Annotated in this window: 20 protein-coding genes; 12 read left to right on the plus strand and 8 right to left on the minus strand. The window is 48.5% G+C overall.

Annotated elements, in window-relative coordinates; all coding sequences use genetic code 11:
• Positions 1 to 47 precede the first annotated feature (47 nt).
• Positions 48 to 1,034, minus strand: a complete 987-nt coding sequence (locus tag AC5JLB_RS22350) for an Hpt domain-containing protein (protein WP_495876031.1) — start codon at positions 1,032 to 1,034, stop codon at positions 48 to 50.
• Between the two features lie 335 nt (positions 1,035 to 1,369).
• Here AC5JLB_RS22350 and AC5JLB_RS22355 point away from each other — a divergent pair, with 335 nt between their 5' ends.
• From AC5JLB_RS22355 to AC5JLB_RS22395, 9 genes are all read left to right on the plus strand, one after another.
• The gene (locus AC5JLB_RS22355) at positions 1,370 to 2,416 is read left to right on the plus strand and encodes a type IV pilin-like G/H family protein (RefSeq protein WP_495876032.1); all 1,047 of its coding nucleotides are present in this window, start codon (positions 1,370 to 1,372) and stop codon (positions 2,414 to 2,416) included.
• Between the two features lie 34 nt (positions 2,417 to 2,450).
• Positions 2,451 to 2,897, plus strand: a complete 447-nt coding sequence (locus AC5JLB_RS22360) for a VOC family protein (protein WP_495876033.1) — start codon at positions 2,451 to 2,453, stop codon at positions 2,895 to 2,897.
• Positions 2,898 to 3,145: 248 nt separating this feature from the next.
• Positions 3,146 to 3,286 (plus strand): QAALIT motif small membrane protein, encoded by a 141-nt coding sequence (locus AC5JLB_RS22365; protein ID WP_495876034.1) that lies wholly within the window; start codon positions 3,146 to 3,148, stop codon positions 3,284 to 3,286.
• Between the two features lie 23 nt (positions 3,287 to 3,309).
• Positions 3,310 to 3,570, plus strand: coding sequence for a DUF952 domain-containing protein (locus AC5JLB_RS22370; RefSeq protein ID WP_495876035.1), 261 nt, complete (start codon positions 3,310 to 3,312; stop codon positions 3,568 to 3,570).
• 190 nt (positions 3,571 to 3,760) lie between these two features.
• The gene (locus AC5JLB_RS22375) at positions 3,761 to 5,473 is read left to right on the plus strand and encodes an ABC transporter ATP-binding protein (protein ID WP_495876036.1); all 1,713 of its coding nucleotides are present in this window, start codon (positions 3,761 to 3,763) and stop codon (positions 5,471 to 5,473) included.
• A 258-nt stretch (positions 5,474 to 5,731) separates the two neighbouring features.
• Positions 5,732 to 7,330: a 2,3-bisphosphoglycerate-independent phosphoglycerate mutase gene (gene gpmI / locus AC5JLB_RS22380; protein ID WP_495876037.1), complete on the plus strand. Its 1,599-nt coding sequence runs from the start codon at positions 5,732 to 5,734 to the stop codon at positions 7,328 to 7,330.
• A 122-nt stretch (positions 7,331 to 7,452) separates the two neighbouring features.
• Positions 7,453 to 7,686, plus strand: a complete 234-nt coding sequence (gene secG, locus AC5JLB_RS22385) for a preprotein translocase subunit SecG (protein WP_495876038.1) — start codon at positions 7,453 to 7,455, stop codon at positions 7,684 to 7,686.
• 33 nt (positions 7,687 to 7,719) lie between these two features.
• Positions 7,720 to 8,490: a peptidase gene (locus AC5JLB_RS22390; RefSeq protein ID WP_495876039.1), complete on the plus strand. Its 771-nt coding sequence runs from the start codon at positions 7,720 to 7,722 to the stop codon at positions 8,488 to 8,490.
• Between the two features lie 30 nt (positions 8,491 to 8,520).
• Complete coding sequence (locus tag AC5JLB_RS22395; protein WP_495876040.1) at positions 8,521 to 9,720, plus strand: DUF2252 domain-containing protein; 1,200 nt, start codon at positions 8,521 to 8,523, stop codon at positions 9,718 to 9,720.
• On the opposite strand, the gene AC5JLB_RS22400 is transcribed toward AC5JLB_RS22395, so the two are convergent.
• Together AC5JLB_RS22400 and AC5JLB_RS22405 are read right to left on the minus strand one after the other, a co-directional pair.
• Complete coding sequence (locus AC5JLB_RS22400) at positions 9,717 to 10,109, minus strand: histidine kinase (protein ID WP_495876041.1); 393 nt, start codon at positions 10,107 to 10,109, stop codon at positions 9,717 to 9,719. The genes AC5JLB_RS22395 and AC5JLB_RS22400 overlap by 4 nt on opposite strands.
• A 59-nt stretch (positions 10,110 to 10,168) precedes the next feature.
• Positions 10,169 to 10,354, minus strand: coding sequence for a hypothetical protein (locus AC5JLB_RS22405; protein ID WP_495876042.1), 186 nt, complete (start codon positions 10,352 to 10,354; stop codon positions 10,169 to 10,171).
• 189 nt (positions 10,355 to 10,543) lie between these two features.
• Here AC5JLB_RS22405 and AC5JLB_RS22410 point away from each other — a divergent pair, with 189 nt between their 5' ends.
• The gene (locus AC5JLB_RS22410; RefSeq protein WP_495876043.1) at positions 10,544 to 11,806 is read left to right on the plus strand and encodes a molybdopterin molybdotransferase MoeA; all 1,263 of its coding nucleotides are present in this window, start codon (positions 10,544 to 10,546) and stop codon (positions 11,804 to 11,806) included.
• A 98-nt stretch (positions 11,807 to 11,904) separates the two neighbouring features.
• Here AC5JLB_RS22410 and ftsZ read toward each other — a convergent pair whose 3' ends face one another.
• The 3 genes from ftsZ to AC5JLB_RS22425 form a co-directional block, all read right to left on the minus strand.
• Positions 11,905 to 13,206 (minus strand): cell division protein FtsZ, encoded by a 1,302-nt coding sequence (gene ftsZ, locus AC5JLB_RS22415; protein WP_495876044.1) that lies wholly within the window; start codon positions 13,204 to 13,206, stop codon positions 11,905 to 11,907.
• Between the two features lie 104 nt (positions 13,207 to 13,310).
• A complete protein-coding gene (locus AC5JLB_RS22420) occupies positions 13,311 to 14,138 on the minus strand; it encodes a cell division protein FtsQ/DivIB (protein ID WP_495876045.1) in 828 nt (275 codons plus the stop codon).
• A 370-nt stretch (positions 14,139 to 14,508) separates the two neighbouring features.
• Positions 14,509 to 14,961, minus strand: coding sequence for a DUF4168 domain-containing protein (locus AC5JLB_RS22425; RefSeq protein WP_495876046.1), 453 nt, complete (start codon positions 14,959 to 14,961; stop codon positions 14,509 to 14,511).
• 44 nt (positions 14,962 to 15,005) lie between these two features.
• Here AC5JLB_RS22425 and AC5JLB_RS22430 point away from each other — a divergent pair, with 44 nt between their 5' ends.
• Positions 15,006 to 15,302, plus strand: a complete 297-nt coding sequence (locus tag AC5JLB_RS22430; protein ID WP_495876047.1) for a DUF2288 domain-containing protein — start codon at positions 15,006 to 15,008, stop codon at positions 15,300 to 15,302.
• A 78-nt stretch (positions 15,303 to 15,380) separates the two neighbouring features.
• On the opposite strand, the gene AC5JLB_RS22435 is transcribed toward AC5JLB_RS22430, so the two are convergent.
• Both AC5JLB_RS22435 and AC5JLB_RS22440 read right to left on the minus strand, forming a co-directional pair.
• Positions 15,381 to 16,016, minus strand: coding sequence for a YdcF family protein (locus AC5JLB_RS22435; RefSeq protein WP_495876048.1), 636 nt, complete (start codon positions 16,014 to 16,016; stop codon positions 15,381 to 15,383).
• 136 nt (positions 16,017 to 16,152) lie between these two features.
• A complete protein-coding gene (locus tag AC5JLB_RS22440) occupies positions 16,153 to 17,037 on the minus strand; it encodes a tetratricopeptide repeat protein (protein WP_495876049.1) in 885 nt (294 codons plus the stop codon).
• A 169-nt stretch (positions 17,038 to 17,206) separates the two neighbouring features.
• Between AC5JLB_RS22440 and thyX the strand changes: the two genes are divergently transcribed.
• Complete coding sequence (thyX, locus tag AC5JLB_RS22445; protein WP_495696360.1) at positions 17,207 to 17,929, plus strand: FAD-dependent thymidylate synthase; 723 nt, start codon at positions 17,207 to 17,209, stop codon at positions 17,927 to 17,929.
• Positions 17,930 to 18,008: the final 79 nt, after the last annotated feature.

Genomic DNA, 18,008 nt, shown 5'->3' on the forward strand with positions numbered 1-18,008 from the left:
AGGCATTACCCATTCAGCGCTCAGATCTCTAGATTTAATCCTAACTGTTACTGAATAGCTTTCATCAAAAACTCAGCAATTTCAATCAATTGGGATTTGTTGAACACTTCTAGCAAGGTTCTCGCTGCCGCTCTCGGTTCAAGCGGGATAGACACTTGTTTGGGAGCGGAAGCGCGTGCAGGTTGGGGCGCAGGCGCAGAGCGCTGCGGTGTCGCAGGCGCAACAAGTTTCTGCAGATTAGCGCTGGCTGTAATTTCGGTGGCGCGTCCTGCTAAAAGCAAGTCACTGGCCTGCTTCAAGTCTCGAATTAGCACGGGCGCGATCGCGGCGTACGTGTTGTGGGCTGCGGTTCCTTCAGAGTTGCGCTCTGCGCTAATCGCCCGTTGAGCCATCTGAACCAGAACAACCCAAGGTTTCGCCGTTGGACTAACCTGAATTAGGCGATTGCCCAAGGCAATTAGCTGCTGACGACTTTTTGGAGAATCGCCCTGCTTAAACAGTTGCAGCATCGCCTTTAGAATGGCGTTGATCTGAGCCGCCGCATTTGCAGGAAGAGTAGAAGCAGATGTGCCCTTAGCGGCGGTAGGCGTCGTTCCACTACCAGAGGTTCCACCGGAGAGTAAAACTTGAAAATACTTCTGCAATTCATTGAATGTTGGCTCTGCAGCTAACACCGCTTGCTGAGCCGCCTCTTCTCGCAATCCGAACGGGCTTTGAAGCTCTACAATCAATGCCTTCAACGTATCAAAGCCAGTTAAAAACAGGTCTTCAACGCGCTGATCGACCTTAATCGAGTGCTCTTTGAGAATTTTGAAACAGTCTTCAAAGTGGTGAGCCGTTTTCTGAATGCTGTCAAAGCCAAGCATTGCCGCTCCGCCTTTAATCGAGTGAGCCGCCCGAAATAGCTCATTCACTCGCTCTGAATCTGCCATTGTCGATTTGAGATCGACTAATCCTTGCTCGATCGTATCGAGATGTTCTTTCGCTTCTTCAATGAAATAGCCAAGAATTTGCTGCTGCTTAACTGATTGCACTGCCCTGCTCCTGGAGTAATCAGTAACGATAGACGGTATTGTTCTGTTAAATTAAGTGTTCCCAAAAACCCCGTTCATTCACGGCGAAGCGGGACTTGGCCGCCCACTCTGAAAATCTCAAAAAAGAATCTTGTTAAAGGGTTTCCTGAACGGGCATTCGCATGAGTGCATTACTTAAATGATCAGAAATGAGCAGAAGTGCAGCGTTCAATTCAGCTTTTTTCTAAAGATGATGTAGATTAAGAGCAAACTGCCGCCGTTGATGCGACTGTGCGGCGTCAATTGGTTGTAAGTTGGTTGATTAGCGAATTACTCCACGTCGAGAACTTCTTCAGATGGAACAGTCGAATCTTTTGGATCTCGCTAAACAGGGTGAGCCAGACGCGATCGCAGCATTAATGAATGCAGTCTTAGAACCTAAAGGTATTACAGCCCATGCCGAACGAGAATACGACTGTTTAAACATTCTGTTAGAGTCTCCAAAAACCCTCAATCAGGAAACGCTCACTGCATTTATTCAAAAGGGCTTACTGGAGCTTGGAACGGACTCCATTAGAACGGTCAGAGCGCAAGGCAAAAAGCTTGGAACAGACTCCCTTTCTTGGACTCAAGAGCTTGAGCTATACCCGATCCTGCCAAATGATCTACTCTGGCTTGACGATCTTGATGCGGAACCAGAGGAACCAGAAGCGCCAATTGAGCTAAAAGAAGATAGCCATCTTTGGTTAGAAGATTTTGAAGTAGAGTTACCCGCTGAGCCAGCCGCCAAAGAAGAGGTAGAGGAGGAATCCGAAGCGGAAGAGGAGTCTGAGGAGCCGCCCAGCAGTTTCTTTGCATCGCTGAAGATTTACTGGCTGGCTTACTCGTTGCCTATTATGCTGGTTGTGGTTGGGGCATTTTTCATTGGAGGCATTGCCGCCTTTCTCTCTACCTCAAAAGCAGCGCAAAATCGGGTAGAAGAGGTGATGCCAACTCCTGATGATCAACCGCCCGACGAAAAGCAACAACGGGCAGAAGTGTATCTCAAAGCAATGAACACGGCGCAAGAAAAATTTTATCAACAGAATAATCGCTTTGCCAATAGCTTAGAAGAATTAGAGCGATCGGCAAATTTGATGGCTCAAAGCTACGACTATGCTTACCGATTAAAAGTGAGTGATGCTTGCGGAACTGCGCCCTGCGCTAATCGCTCCCTCATCACGGCCTCACCACGAGAAGCTGGACTCAAGAGTTATATCGGCGGAGTATTTGCGACTGAGACAGGCACTACAGTCCCAGTCATTTGTCAAACTCAGAAGCCGTCAATGGATGCTCCGCTCGTTCCTGAATTTTCTCCTAAAGGGGAAGTTAGCTGCGCTCCCCGTTCGGCAAAGGTAAAGTAATAATGAGGGAAACTCCTAACTGTCGCTGGAATTTATGTCTCATCCCAATACTGTCCTTACTGAATGTTTACGAGGCGTTCATCATATAGCGTTAAATGTGCGGGACATGCAGGCGTCGCGGCACTTCTACGGCACGATTTTAGGACTGCATCAACTGCAAGGCGAAGAAGTGCCCGCAACGTTAAAAGCAGAGGTTGCCTCTGGAAAAGTGACAAACTTCAGAACTCCAGATGGCATCATTCTGGATTTGTTTTGGGAACCGGACTTGCTACCCCCCAATCCTGACCCAAAAGCCGCATTCACGCGAGCGAATCATTTGGCGTTTGATATTGCGCCGGAGTTGTTCGATCGCGCGATCGCAGTGTTGCACGAACATCACGTTTTGATTGATCATGGCCCCGTCAGTCGCCCCACAGGGCGGGGAATCTATTTCTACGACCCTGATGGTTTCATGCTTGAAATTCGCTGTAATCAAGCCTAGAGAGGACGATACTCCTCAAGTTTGTGAACAATCTACAACAATCTCTGTGAAGAGTACATCTTTAAATTTAAGAAGATGCATCACAGAGAACGCTCAGACGTATAAGAACTTAAGCCAACAGCATGATTCTCTCTGAGAAAGGTGAAGCAAGCGCATCACTCTAAAGTAGTATCTTGCTATAGAAGTGATCCGCTCTTGCTTAGCGAAGATTCTTCATAGGTTTATGAACGTTTGAGTGAGGTCTAAAAATGCTGACAAAATTGTTTCAAGCCGCAATCATAACTCTGCTACTTAATGTTTGGGCAGGGGCAAGAACTCCGACAAACTCCACGATTTCTGGCTCCGCTTTTCAAGCGATCGCATCTCCCTTTGAATTAAGTCTTCGCTAGGAAGCCTTTGTGCTGCAACCAAAATGTCATTAATTCTACACATTACCCAGAGCGACCAGTGGCAACATGCCAAACAAACGGGTACTTATCGGGGTGACACATTAGATTCCGAAGGATTTATTCATTGCTCTAAGCTAGAGCAGGTCGTATGGGTTGCTAATTCCTTTTATCAAGGGCAATCTTCTCTAGTGCTGTTGTGTATCGAGTCCGAGAAGGTTCAGGCTGAGATCAAGTACGAAGGAGTAGATGGAGGCGAGGAATTCCGCATGTGTACGGAGCACTAAACGTAGAAGCGATCGCCGCTGTCCTGCCTTTTGAACCTGATGCAGACGGATATTTCACTTTACCTGATCAATTAGCCACCGCTTGAAGCCGCTCAGAAATCCATAACAAAATCAATATTGTCTCTCGAATTGTGTAGCATTTGTTAAGATTTTAAAACCGATAACCCGCTACCTGCCCTGGAGAGCTTTCATGCTGCGATTGGAACATATCAGTAAGATTTACCCGACTGGCGAAGTACTCAAGGATGTGAATTGGGAAGTTAAACCTGGCGATCGCATCGGGTTAGTTGGCGTGAATGGGGCAGGAAAATCAACTCAACTGAAAATTGTCGCGGGCGAAGTCGAGCCAACCTCTGGAGAAATCATTCGTCCGTCTAGTCTGCGAATTGCTTACCTGACCCAAGAATTTGAAGTTGATCCAACGCGGACTGTGCGGGAAGAATTCTGGCGAGCCTTTCAAGAAGCGAATAGTGTGCATGAAGCGCTCTCGCAGGTGCATGTGGCGATGGAGACCGCAACACCTGATGAGCTAGACAAACTGCTGACTAAGATGGACAAGCTCCAACGGCGGTTTGAAGGAATGGACGGCTACGGGTTGGATGCCAAGATTGAAAAGATTTTGCCGGAATTGGGGTTTGATGGCGACGACGGCGATCGCTTAGTCAGCGCCTTTAGTGGCGGTTGGCAGATGCGGATGAGTTTGGGCAAAATTCTGCTGCAAACGCCAGATTTACTGCTGCTAGACGAGCCGACCAACCATCTGGATTTGGAGACCATTGAATGGCTTGAAATTTACCTGCGAGGGTTAACTACCCCGATGGTAATTGTTTCTCATGATAGAGAATTTTTAGATCGGCTCTGTAACCAAATTGTTGAAACAGAGCGAGGAGTATCTACTACTTATCTCGGCAACTATTCTGCTTATTTGCAGCAGAAACAAGAAATGCGAGACGCTCAGTTGAGCGCCTTTGATCGGCAGCAGAAAGAACTTGAGAAGCAACAAGCCTTTGTTGATCGCTTCCGTGCGAGTGCCACTCGCAGTACCCAAGCCAAAAGCCGCGAGAAACAGTTAGACAAAATTGAACGGATTGAAGCGCCTGAGGCAAGCGGACGATCACTGCACTTCCGGTTTCCGCCCGCTCCCCGAAGCGGTCGCGATGTCGTGATCATTAAAGATCTGACGCACACTTACGATGACAAAATCTTATTTCTTGGAGCAGAATTACTGATTGAACGCGGCGATCGCATTGCAATTCTTGGCCCAAATGGAGCCGGAAAATCGACCTTACTTCGATTACTAATTGGATCTGAAGCTCCGACAGAAGGAACAGTAACGTTAGGGGATCATAACGTTATTGCAAGTTATTTCGAGCAGAATCAAGCAGAAGCGTTGGATCTCAAAAAAACGGTGTTGGACACGATTCATGACGAAGTGCCCGACTGGAAAAATGAGGAAGTCCGGACATTGCTGGGTCGATTTTTGTTTAGCAGTGATACCGTTTTTAAGAATGTGGAAGCTTTGAGCGGGGGCGAGAAAGCGCGACTTGCACTCGCAAAAATGTTGCTTCGTCCAGCCAATTTGCTGATTCTCGATGAGCCGACCAACCACCTAGACATCCCGGCTAAAGAGATGTTAGAGGACGCCATCCGCAACTATGACGGCAGCGTCATTATCGTGTCTCACGATCGGTACTTCATTTCGCAAACCGTTAACAAAATTGTTGAAATTCGAGACGGAGAATTGAGGCTATATCGAGGCGACTATCACTACTACCTTGACAAGATTGCCGAAGAGAAAGACAAGGCAAAGCTTTTAGCCATTGAAGCTGAAAAAGCGGAGAAAGTAGCAGAAAAACGCGCGAAGCAAAAAGAAAAAGAAAAGGCCAGAAAGGGGCAAAAGTAATTCTCAGTTTGCTAAAAAATCGAAAGCAGAGAAAATGAGGACTGGGGATCACTCATTCAACCGTTGCAATGAGAGTTTCTACTCATTTACGTATAGAGAATTTCGATTAACTATTAGAGCGTAAGTTCTCAAAATCTGGCTTAAATCTCGTCTTAGCTCCACTACAAAAAAAGTTTTTTCTCGGTGGTAGATAAGGTAGGACTCTCAATTGCAGTGGTATGATTTGCGGAGAAATATTAAGTGAAAGGGCATGAACATATGGGGCAAATGCCTGTTTCTCCCGTAGTCCTGATTATTCTCGATGGATGGGGTTATCGCGAAGACCTGGACGGCAACGCGATCGCGGCTGCGAAAACCCCCGTCATCAGCAGCCTGTGGGCTGCCTATCCTCACACTCTGATTCGGACATCGGGTAAAGATGTCGGTCTGCCCGATGGTCAAATGGGCAACTCGGAAGTGGGGCACTTGAATATCGGCGCGGGTAGGGTCGTCCCTCAAGAGCTAGTTCGGATTTCAGATGCGGTTGAAGATGGCAGTTTGCTCAGGAACCCAACCTTAGTTGATGTGTGCCAAACGGTTCGCGCCAAGGGGAGCAAGCTCCATTTGGTCGGGCTATGTTCAAATGGGGGCGTTCATTCTCATTTGAGCCACTTGGTTGGATTGCTCAACCTGGCAAAAGCGCAAGGCATTCAGGATGTCTGCATTCACGTTTCAACTGATGGACGGGACACTCCTCCTACTGCAGCCATCATTGAAATTCAAACGTTACAGAAACAGATCGATCGGATTGGCATCGGTCGCATTGTGACGGTAAGCGGGCGCTACTACAGCATGGATCGCGATCGCAGGTGGGATCGCGTTCAGAAAGCCTACGACGTGATGACCCAGCCCAGCGAAGGTACAGGACAATTGGCGTTAGACGTGCTGAAAACCTCCTATGAGCAAGGCATCACCGACGAATTTGTAGTTCCCACCCGAATTGCTCCGGGAGCCGTTGAAGCAAATGATGGTGTAATCTTCTTCAATTTCCGCCCCGATCGCGCGAGGCAGCTAACGCAGGCCTTTGTTGATCCCCGCTTTTCAGGATTTGAGCGCTCCAGAATCGAACCGCTTTCGTTTGCCACGTTTACGCAGTACGATCCGTCGCTGCCAGTCGCAGTCGCGTTTCAGCCTCAAAACTTAGATAACATTTTGGGCGAAGTCATTGCTCGTCAGGGCTTGCGGCAATTCCGCACCTCCGAAACGGAGAAATACGCTCATGTGACGTACTTCTTCAACGGCGGGCTGGAAGATCCATTTCCAGGGGAAGATCGAGAATTAGTCCCAAGTCCAATGGTGATGACCTATGATCACCAGCCTGAAATGTCGGCGGATGCGGTCACGAATGTGGCGCTTACGGCGATTGAAAAGCGGATTTACTCGCTCGTTGTGATCAACTACGCCAATCCCGACATGGTTGGACACACAGGACAGATGGACGCGACCATCAGCGCTCTTGAAACCGTCGATCGCTGCTTAGGCAAGCTCTTAGAAGGCGTCATTGGAGCGGGAGGAACTGCTATCATTCTTGCTGATCACGGCAATGCTGAAGTGATGTGGGATGAACAGGGCAATCCTTGGACAGCACACACCACAAATCCGGTTCCGTTCATCTTAGTTGAAGGGGAAGGGATCAAGATTCCAGGACATGGAACTGAGGTCACCTTGAGAGAGGATGGACGATTGGCAGATGTCGCGCCGACCATTTTAGACATTCTGAATCTAGAGCAGCCCGCAGAAATGACTGGGAAATCGATGATTCAGAAAGCCGAGTTTGATGTCAGGGCAAACCGGACGCCTGTGAAAATTGCGCGATAATTAGAAAGAGAATTTGAGTTGTTTGCGCCCTTTTGGGCTTTGCATTTCTTGCAAAGGGGTCTTTCACCGTCGATCTTTTGCCTAGAACTCGATTTCCAGCTTTCACTTTAGGGATTTGTACGATGACGCTTATTACTGCTTTAAGAGCGATTTGGATGTTCTCTGCTGTGGGAATTGTCATTCTTGTCCTGCTGCACAGCCCGAAGGGAGATGGTTTGGGCGGTTTGGGCGGACAAGCCCAACTGTTTACCAGTGCTAAAAGTGCTGAAACAACGTTGAACCGGACAACGTGGATTTTGACCGTTCTGTTTATGGGACTTACTGTGATTTTGAGTGCGGGTTGGCTCGGTCGGTAATCCAGAACAGACGACGTTGTGGAGAATTTGCCCATGAATTGGATTGGGCGACGGATTAATCGATTGATTAGAACGCATCTGAGCGCTATCTTTTGTGGCATTGGATGCGTTTTTTTGCTGTCTATGATTCCTGCGATTGGCGTAGAGCGCAACTCCGTAGGAAACGCTCTACAAGCTTCTACAGGAATTACCGCCTTGCCATTGGCTCAGCGTCACCCCCTACCGTCAACCCTAGCTCAGTGGCACAGTCTGTCTGATCGCGGAGATTATTTTGATCAGGTGGAGCGGACGCCGCCTGAGTATCTCGTATGGTCGGAGTTTCCGATCAAGGTTTATGTTGATGCTAGGCAAGGTGGAGGAAGATCTCAAGTCTGGGTCGATGCGGTGAAGAATGCGATCGCGCAGTGGAGCGTTTATTTGCCTTTAATAACCGTGGTGCAGGCGCAAGACGCCGATATTACAATTGTGCGTTCGGCTCCCCCAATTCGATTTCCACCTGTTGCGCGCGTGCGATCAGCAGAAACGCGATTTGAACTCTACACAAAGGGATCGCCCGGAATTTCATATCATCGCTGTTCGATTTTTATTCAACCGAGTCAGGCAGACGTCTATCTGTTAGCGGCTGCACGCCATGAGCTGGGTCATGCTTTAGGAATTTGGGGACATAGCCCGTTTGAAACAGATGCGATGTATTTCTCGCAGGTGCGCGATCCTTTGCCCATTTCAGAGCGAGACGTAAACACGTTGAAGCGGGTGTATGAGCAGCCAACACGATTAGGATGGAAGGTTTCTAGGGAAGAATAAAGGTCAGCTTGAGGGGAAAATCATAGCCGCATGACTAAGCAAGATCTAGTTGACCGAATTCAAGCCTTTAACGCAGGACGCACGCCTGAAACGCTGAAGCTGAAATATAAGGCAATGACAAAAAACGCCTTTGTTTTTTTGCGCGGAACGTGCCATTTGTTCTATCAAGATTTACCTGTTGATATACTTGCAAAAGCGCCTCACGTGTGGATTTGCGGCGATCTGCATTTTCAGAACTTTGGCAGTTTTAAGGGTGACGATCGCTTAGTTTACTTCGACGTAAATGATTTTGATGAGGCGCTACTGGCACCTTGTACGTGGGATATTACTAGATTCCTAACGAGCGTTCTAGTCGGAGCGCACACGCTGAAGGTAAACGACGAAGACGCGCAAGACTTGTGCAAATGCTTTTTGAACACGTACACGGCAGCATTGGAAACGGGAAAATCTAGCGCTGTGCATTGTGCAACGGCAACAGGGCTGGTTCAAGATTTGCTGGAGCATCTAACAACGCGAAATCGTCAGCAGTTTTTAGATGAACGAACCGATCTCAAAAAGAAGACGCGATCGCTGAAATTAATCCCGGAGAAAACATTTGCCGTAAGTGATGCTGAGCGAGAAGCCATCACAACGTTGATTAACACGTGGGCATCGCATCAGCCTAACCCCAACTTCTTTAAGGTGTTAGACGTAGCACATCGGATTGCTGGAACCGGGAGTTTAGGGTTAGAGCGCTACATTATTTTGGTTGAAGGCGACAGTTCACCCGAGGAAAATTATCTGCTGGATCTTAAAGCAGCACGATCGTCATCGCTTCAGCCTTATGCTCCACAGCCGCAGCCAACTTGGAACAGCGAAGCCGAACGAATCACAGCGATTCAGTTCCGATTTCAAGAATCGGCTCCAGCGTTGCTCAATCCGCTCAAGCTCGATGGTAAATCGTTTGTGCTGCGAGAACTTCAGCCCACTGCCGATCGGGTTGACTTGGATCAATGGAATGGCAAGCTCAAACGGCTCAAAAAAGTGGTGCAAACCATGGCAGGAGTAACGGCTTGGGGACAATTGCGGAGCAGCGGACGACAGGAATCTGCGATCGCAGATGATTTGATTGCTTTCGCTCAAGACGCTGCCTCGTGGCATCCAATCGTGTTGGACTACGCGCGATCGTATGCCTCCCGTGTGGAAGCAGATTATCAAATTTTTGAAGCGGCCTGGAAGGATATCAGTTAATGATCTCCGCCCACGGTTGCCGATTGAACCCACGGCTGACAGGCGTTGATCCCTAATTCTGGATTCTGCTTATACGCTTCATCTGTGACCCAAACACTAACCGTGCGATCGTCGGCGACAAAGTAAAGATAGCGAGCCGTAGGATCATACTTCAGACCAACTTTGAGGTTGGAGTAGTCATCTTCGCAGATCTCGAAGCCAAATCTCACCACGATTTGAGCGATTAAACATTCTGGCGTGTCGTGAGATTCGCCTGAAACATCGCGTTCTTGCCAAAACTTATCTAGAAATCGTTCTAGAGTGGGCAATACTTTTCCAGGGGAGCCATCGCGACTGGCATAAACGATCGCTGAGTTTCCCTCAACAATAAAGTGACAGGGAGTTTCCATAAAACAAATAAAGCTGGAGGCGTGAAGGATGACTCGATCATTTCATACTTCACGCAAATCTACTGAATCTTTTCAAGGTTTTTCGGTGCTATTTCTGCAACTACAAATGCTGAATTTGCGATCGCAAAAGCGACTTCCATAAACTCAATTACTATTTCTGTAAACTCAACTACTGTTTGGGCGAACTCAGTTGCTACTTGTGCGATCCCATTTGCTGCTTCCACAGACTCAGTTGCTACTTCCACGATTCCAATTGCTACTTCTGCAATCTCAATAACTGTTTCTACAGCTAAATGAAAAGACGTTGCCCTTCATCCTCAATCTTCTGTTCACAGCAGAGGAAAAAGTTAGAAGCATTGTATCTAGAGCGCGACAGACGGCTTGGGGCTAAGGTGGGATACTAAAGAATACCTGTTGTAGTAAATGTCTAGCATATGCTGCCTGCTCAAGAAGCTGAAGCGTTAATTCTCGAAGCCGTTCAAGCATTAGACGTTCAGCAAGATGTGGAACTCGTTGAGTTGGAAGCGTGCCACGATCGCATTCTCGCATCTCCAGTCACGAGCCGCCTCGATTTCCCCCACTGGGACAACTCCGCGATGGACGGCTACGCAGTTCGATTTGAGGATGTGAAAACGTGTAGTGCTGATCAACCTGCCGTTCTAGAAGTTATTGAAGAGATTCCAGCAGGCTATCAACCTCAAAAAAGTGTTCAACCTGGTCAAGCTGCCCGAATTCTAACGGGATCTGTGATGCCGACTGGAGCAGATACGATCGTCATTCAAGAGCATACTCAACGGCAAGCGAAAACAGTGTTAGTTTTAGAGCCGCCGTCTGAACCGCAAGCCTTTGTTCGGCATCAAGGAGCATTTCATCAGGCAGGTGAACCCCTTTTATCGACTGGCATCGTTCTCAAAGCCCCAGAAATTGCGGTTTTAGCTGCCGCGCAATGTGTGCAAATTCCTGTGTTTCGGCGGGTTCGAGTGGCCATTCTATCGACTGGAGATGAATTAGTTTCTCCTGAGCAATCGTTGCAGCCAGGACAGATTGTAGATTCTAATCAATACGCTTTAGCGGCCCTTGTAGCTGAAATCGGAGCCGAACCGATCACAATGGGCATTGTGCAAGACGATCCAGATCGTTTGAAGGACGCAATCATTCAGAGCTTAGCGCCTGAGTCAAGCGCAACGGCCATTCAATCTGCTGACATCATTCTTTCCTCTGGTGGCGTTTCAGTCGGCGATTACGATTATGTCGATCGCATTTTGGCAGAACTAGGAGCCGAAATTCACATTCGCTCTGTCGCCATCAAACCCGGAAAGCCGCTCACCTTTGCGACGTTTCCCAACACTCTATACTTTGGTCTTCCGGGCAATCCGGTTTCTGCGCTGGTAACATTCTGGCGATTTGTGCAGCCTGCCATTCTTAAACGGTCAGGATTAGCGCATGGCTGGAAACCGAGATTTATTAGAGCGGTAACGACGCAAGATCTGCGATCGGATGGAAGACGCGAATCGTATTTGTGGGGCAACATTGAAATCTTCGATGGCTCTTACCGATTCACTCCAGCAGGCGGCAGCAGCAGTTCTGGTAATTTAATTAATTTGGCAGGCACAAATGCTTTAGGAGTCGTTGCGATTGCGCAGACTCACGTTAAGGCAGGAGACACAATTCAAGTGCTGCTAACTCACGGGAAGTAAGCCTAAATTTCGGCAGAAAGAAAAAATAGATGCAACCAAGACAACGATTCAAGCTTGCATCCATTTTTTTATTTTATGACCAACTATTGTCCTGTCAACTACTTCTGCGGTCTGCGTCTTTGCAGAAATTCGGGAATATCTAGTCCACCTGGTTTCTGTTGCTGCTGCTTTTGCTCAGGGTCGGCTGTAGGTGTTGGCGCAGGGTTAACCGAAATTCGTTTTGGAGCTTCCGTTTTGCCCATGACCGTCGGCTGGACATCTGGGGAAAATCCAGTTGCAATTACCGTAATCCGAATCTCGCCCTGCAACCGATCGTCAATCACCGCACCAAAAATGATATTGGCGTTGGGATCAACCGCCTCATAAATAATTTCGGCGGCAGCATTAACCTCGTGCAGCGTCAAATCCTGCCCGCCCGTAATGTTGAACACCACACCTCGCGCTCCATTGATTGAAGCTTCAAGTAAAGGAGAAGAAATTGCCGCGATCGCTGCTTCTCTCGCTCTCGACTTGCCAGAACCGATACCAATTCCCATCAACGCCGATCCCGCGTCCGCCATAATGGCCCGCACATCGGCAAAGTCAACGTTGACTAATCCTGGAATCGTGATGATGTCAGAAATGCCCTGAATGCCCTGACGCAAGACATCATCTGCCGTGCGAAACGCTTCTTGTACCGGAGTCTGCTCCGAAATCACCGACAATAATTTGTCATTCGGAATAATAATCAGCGTATCGACGCGACTTTGCAGCGCCGCAATTCCTTCTTCCGCCTGACCCGTGCGGCGACGTCCTTCAAACGTAAACGGACGAGTCACCACCCCGACTGTTAATGCGCCTAACTCTTTTGCCACTTCTGCCACGATCGGAGCCGCGCCGGTGCCTGTACCGCCTCCCATGCCAGCCGTAATAAATACCAAATCTGAATGTTCCAGCGCTGAAGCAATTTCATCGCGAGATTCTTCGGCGGCTTTTTGCCCGATCGCGGGATTGCTGCCAGCCCCCAGTCCTCGCGTCAACTTCTGACCCACCTGTAACCGTTTGGGCGCAGAAGATTGAGCCAGCGCTTGAGCATCGGTGTTAATCGACCAAAACTCAACGCCCGACACATCACTTGCAATCATGCGATTGACCGCGTTTCCACCGCCGCCACCCACACCGATAACCTTGATTTTCGCCATGCTCCCAGGCACAATATCACCGCTCCTTACATCTTCGCCAGGTACAGCTTTGAGTCCAGCAGATTGCCCCATATATAAACCAGAATTAAAGGGGTTAGAAGGTTCTGCTGACGTTGAGAAATTATTCGATGACCCCTCCGCATGAGAGCTTTCGTAGCCTTGCTCTTGTCTCTCATGGAGTGTCATTGGAACGGTATTTGACTCATTGTTAAGCGTCATTGGAATCTCAAGCGATGGGAGGACAGACAGTAATTTGGGTTCGGACAGCTTTAGGCGTAGTCGAAGAAATTAGCTAATTGGGAAATTGTCCCACACCTTATGCGTTATGGAGTACCTAATTTTACAGGAGTTTTGGACGCATTCATCTGAACCTTGGGTGATTCGGGGTCGCTCAAATCAATATACGAAATTTGACTGGGGTTAATGCGGCTGTTCAGACGGCGCATTTGATCGAGCCGTCGGAGTTGATTGGGAAAATTATCGCTGTAAGCGCCGAAATGAACGATCCCAAATTCTGTTTTCAAAATTAAGTTTGAGGGATCATCCCAACTCACTTCAAGAACCTTAACTTGGCTTTGAAGAACAGTTTGGTAAAACGCTGACCAATAAGGGCGATAGGATTCTGGCTTACCTGTAACTTTTAATGTTGGCAGTTTAAAGCTTTGATTGAACGCCGTATAGCTTTTGAGGGGAATCAATAAACCACTTTCATCTAAAAGCGTAGGTTGAGCAGAAGCAGATTGAGCACCGCTCGACGTTGAGACAGCAACCGGAACCCGCTCCTGAATTCTGACGGTCAAACTCGGTGGAAAGAGTTGCCGATCGACGGTAGCTTGAGCGATCGGAGCTTCTGACTTGAGCGCTTCTGCGATCGCTTGCGGCTGAATCTTAAAGAGCGACTGTGGATATGTGAGAGGCAAGCGTGATCGGAGGGCTTGAGGTGAGATCAATCGGTTGCCTTCGATCTCAACCTGCTCCGGTTCACGAATCACCCAAGCCGGTAAAGTTGCTGCCCAAACGGAGCCAGCCGCAAGTCCTAAAACGGCGATCCTCCGCCATCCGCTCTGAAAAAATCGAACTCGCCGTTGGCGACGCAGGGTGCGGCGACGTTGGTTTAAGTCAGTGGACGATACGGGGGCGATGCTAGTCATCCTGTTCTCACACGGGGCAAAGGGGGCAAGTGGGGTCAGACTTAGCCATTCTGCCAAGCCTGACAATTAATCTCAACCTAAAGTTAAAGAATGAGTCGTGAACTTTAAAGATTGGGAGCGCTCAGGCGTTGTCAGCCCTACTCTAATCGATCTGCTTTGCGATCAAACAACTTTTTTGAGAGGCCATTTGAGAGGCTAGTAGTCTATGCAAGCTTAGATCGAGAACGGTGTAGACCTGCTGATTAGCATTGATGCTGTGCTGTAGAAACACATTAATCACATCTTTCACATGGGCAAGGCGATCGTTCAACCACAGGCTTACACCACTACCCTCTCGTTCCCCCTACTTTCACAGAAAGCCTTAAGCTCTCTAGGAGTTTGAAGCTTCTTGTAAAAGAGTTGCGACTCGCTCGCCAAACTCGGGATCAACGTTTGCCAAGCTCAAAAGCTGGAGATATTCTTGCCGAGTTAATCCTGCTTGTTCAATGATGGCGATCGCGCCTGTCTCAATGTCGCGCTGAAGGCGGAGAGATTCAGAGTCAGTCTCTGCCGCTTGCAGTTCTCCTTCTCGACGCTCAATTAGGCTCACAACCTGAAGACAGGCGTAAACAAACTGACTGAGTTTTTCTGAAGAAATGGTACTCGCATCAATCCCCACACTAGGAGCACTAGGAGCCGTTTGGGAGGTCACGATAGAACTATTTTCGGTAGCAGATGCAGCCAACGTTGCGCTAGGGTTAGCTAGTGTGCAGCACAGGGCGATCGCGATGACGAGTAGAGTTTGCAGCGTTTCCTTCAAGGTTATGTGCAAGGCTAATTGCATCTAGACGTCCTTCTATTGAAACTCTAGCCTTGAGAATACAGTGAATGTCGGATTTAAGAGACGAACTAAAAGAAACGGTGGATGAAGCCGAGTGGGATTGGTTAATGCCGCATGAAGAACGAGGCGCGGTCATTGTTGTAGCAGAAGGATTGGACTTAGTTGAGGTCGGAGTCGCGATCGCGAACGATAATGTGACCTCAGTTCAACATTGGATTGGTCAGTGCTTGATCTATAAGCCATCAGACGAGCAGAAAGCCGTTTGGAACCAGAACCAGGAAAAACGCTTTAACGCGCTGATTGTTCAGCCTTATGTTCTGGTGCAAGAGAAAACGCAGTCCTGAAATTTTCTCGTAGTGAAGTCGTAGGATACGGCAGTGTCTCGATTCTCGTGCCAAAAAATCTACAACGACTGTCTCCAATTATTCGTCCTTCCAATGGGCTAACGTCGATCCCGTGTGTCCTGTAGTGACCCAAAGAATTGCCCGTCCGCCATCTCGAAGCACTTTTACAAAGGGTTCGGGCTTCGTAGCAGACGAGTCGGACTCCGTAGCAGACGGGACAGAAATCGTCTTAAGGTGAATTCCTCGACTTCCCAACACAATTTCGCCAATGACGCGGGCGCGCTGCATGTGGTAATCCGACGTAACAAGATAAACGCTGTGAACGCCTCGTTGCTGAAGCTGATCGACTATTGTGGTGAAATTGGTAACCGTATCAACCGCTTGATAATCGAGATTCAACCGATCTAAATCTACTCCGGCTTCAGAAAATACCCATTCTGTATATTCTCTGGGTGTTCCTGATGAAATCCAGATTGGTAAATCAGGATGTTGTCGAGCAAATTTGGCGGTGAACTGTTCTCGATCTTTAGACCCACCTAACACAAGAATGGCATCTGGCTGCTCAAAGTGAATCTGAACCGCACGAACCCCAAACCAGATGACGAGGGGCAGCGCTACCCAAAGCCAGGGGAACCGGCGAGACCGTCCCTGTTTGGTAGAACGCTGTCTAGAGACAGACTTTGATTCTGGAGAAAACTCGCTTCGCGATCGCATGATGCCACCCAAAACTAACCACTCTCACACTTCACCTTTGGTCGCCGCGATCCCGGACACCCAAGCGATGTCAAGACGCGCAAACCATTCAGATTAACTTCAGAAGATCCTCGATGCTCACCGGATTTAGCGCATGTTACTGACCAAGGCTATCAGGAGGTGTAGTTCTCTCAGATTGAGCTTGGGCAATCGTGGCTTGAATTTTGGGAAGCGCGAAGAACTTCTGGGCATCGGCTAACAGGCGAGTGCCCCAAAGATTATCTTTCAAAAACTTAAGATCGCTGTAGCGGCTGTCCATTTTAATTGCAGATTCACCTAGCGCCAATCCTTGAGCGCGATCGCCTTTTGAATAGAGTGCGATCGCCACTGCCAGTTTGGGTTCAACAGCTTTCGCATCTAGTAAAACCGCCTGCTTCCACAGTTTAATCGCTTCGTTTGGATCTCCCGCTTCATATCTCAACAACCCAATATTGTTGATAGCGGGCCAAAATGCCTTATCTTGAGAAACCGCTTTTTGGTAACTCTCGATCGCCTCTTTCGGCTTTTTCAGCATCATGTAGGCATTGCCCAAGTCAAATAGCGCTCCTGGCGTATTTGGTTTCAGCTTGAGACCCGTTTGAATGTAGCTGATTGATTGGTTGTAGTCCGTCTTCTGAAAATAGGCACTGCCAAGTGCAAATGGAATGGCAGCATTTCTCGGATCAAGGCTCTGGGCGCGCTTGAGGGAGGAAATTCCCTTATCTAACTCATTAGTTTGCAAATACAAACTGCCCAAAATCGCCCAAGATTCGGGAGCTTTTGGCGCAAGCTGAGTGGCAAGTCGTGCCCGCGACACTGCCAGCGGAAACTGCTGAAATTGAGCAAGCTGCGTTGCCTCTTGAAGCAGTCCCAGTCCTTGTTGCTCTAATTTAGTCAGATCAACTTGAGGAGTATGAGGGATAAGCTGTGCGGATGCAGGTTGCATCACAGCGAACAATCCCAACGCTAAGCAGGCGGAAATCAGAGAAAATCGTCTTGCCACAATGAGACTTGAAAAACGACAGGGTGCTGTCAGTTAGCTTAATCGATCTTGCTGGCGATCGTGACAAAAACTTAAAGGACTAGCCCTACCGTTTCCGATCAATTCGAGGTACTCTATCTGTTTCAAACCGCCTCTACATAGAAACCTCACAGCTTCTTCAACTCAACCTATGGATCGCTTTAAAGTCGAAGTTATCTCCCAAACGCCCAACCCCCAGCAAACGATTTATGCGGCGATGCACCAGGATTATGCAGAAGGTTTTGTCTGGGACGATCGCGATCGCTTTCCCGATGAGCGCAAAGCAGGGGAGATGATTATCAAACACTTGCTTGCGGGCAATAGAGGGCACTACGGGCCGCTAGAGCATCCTCAGATTGTGCTCAATTGTGGCTGGTTCCCCCACAGCACAATGCAGCAAATTCGGACCCATCGGGTAGGAATCTCATTTGATGTCCAATCTTTTCGTTACACGGGACAGCGCGTCATTGATGTGGTTGAAGGTAAGCGCGAGGTCGAGGAAGTCTTCTACCTGCGCCCTCTCGGATTTTATAGCGATCGCCAAGGCAAAAAATACGAATACACGCTCGAACAGCGTCAGCAAGATGTTGAGTGGTGTCTCGAAGCGTGCAAGCGGTATCAAACCCGCATTCAGCAAGGCTTTTCAGAAGAACATGCGAGAGGCCTAATTCCGTTTGATGTGCGGCAGCACTGGGTGATGTCAGCCAATGTGCGATCGCTGATGCACCTTTTAGACCTGCGTTGGAAGGCAGACGCTCAACTAGAAGCCCAAAAACTTTGTGAGTCCAGTTGGGATCACTTTAAAGCTTGGGTTCCAGAAATTGCAGAGTGGTACGAAACCAATCGGCTGAAGAAAGCACGGCTCTCGCCTTAAGACTATTCCTGACCGTCATTTTGGTTATGCCTTATCCTGAGATTCCCTCGACCTTTCCGTAGAAAGCTTAGGGGATCTG

It is taken from the genome of Myxacorys chilensis (assembly GCF_059505265.1).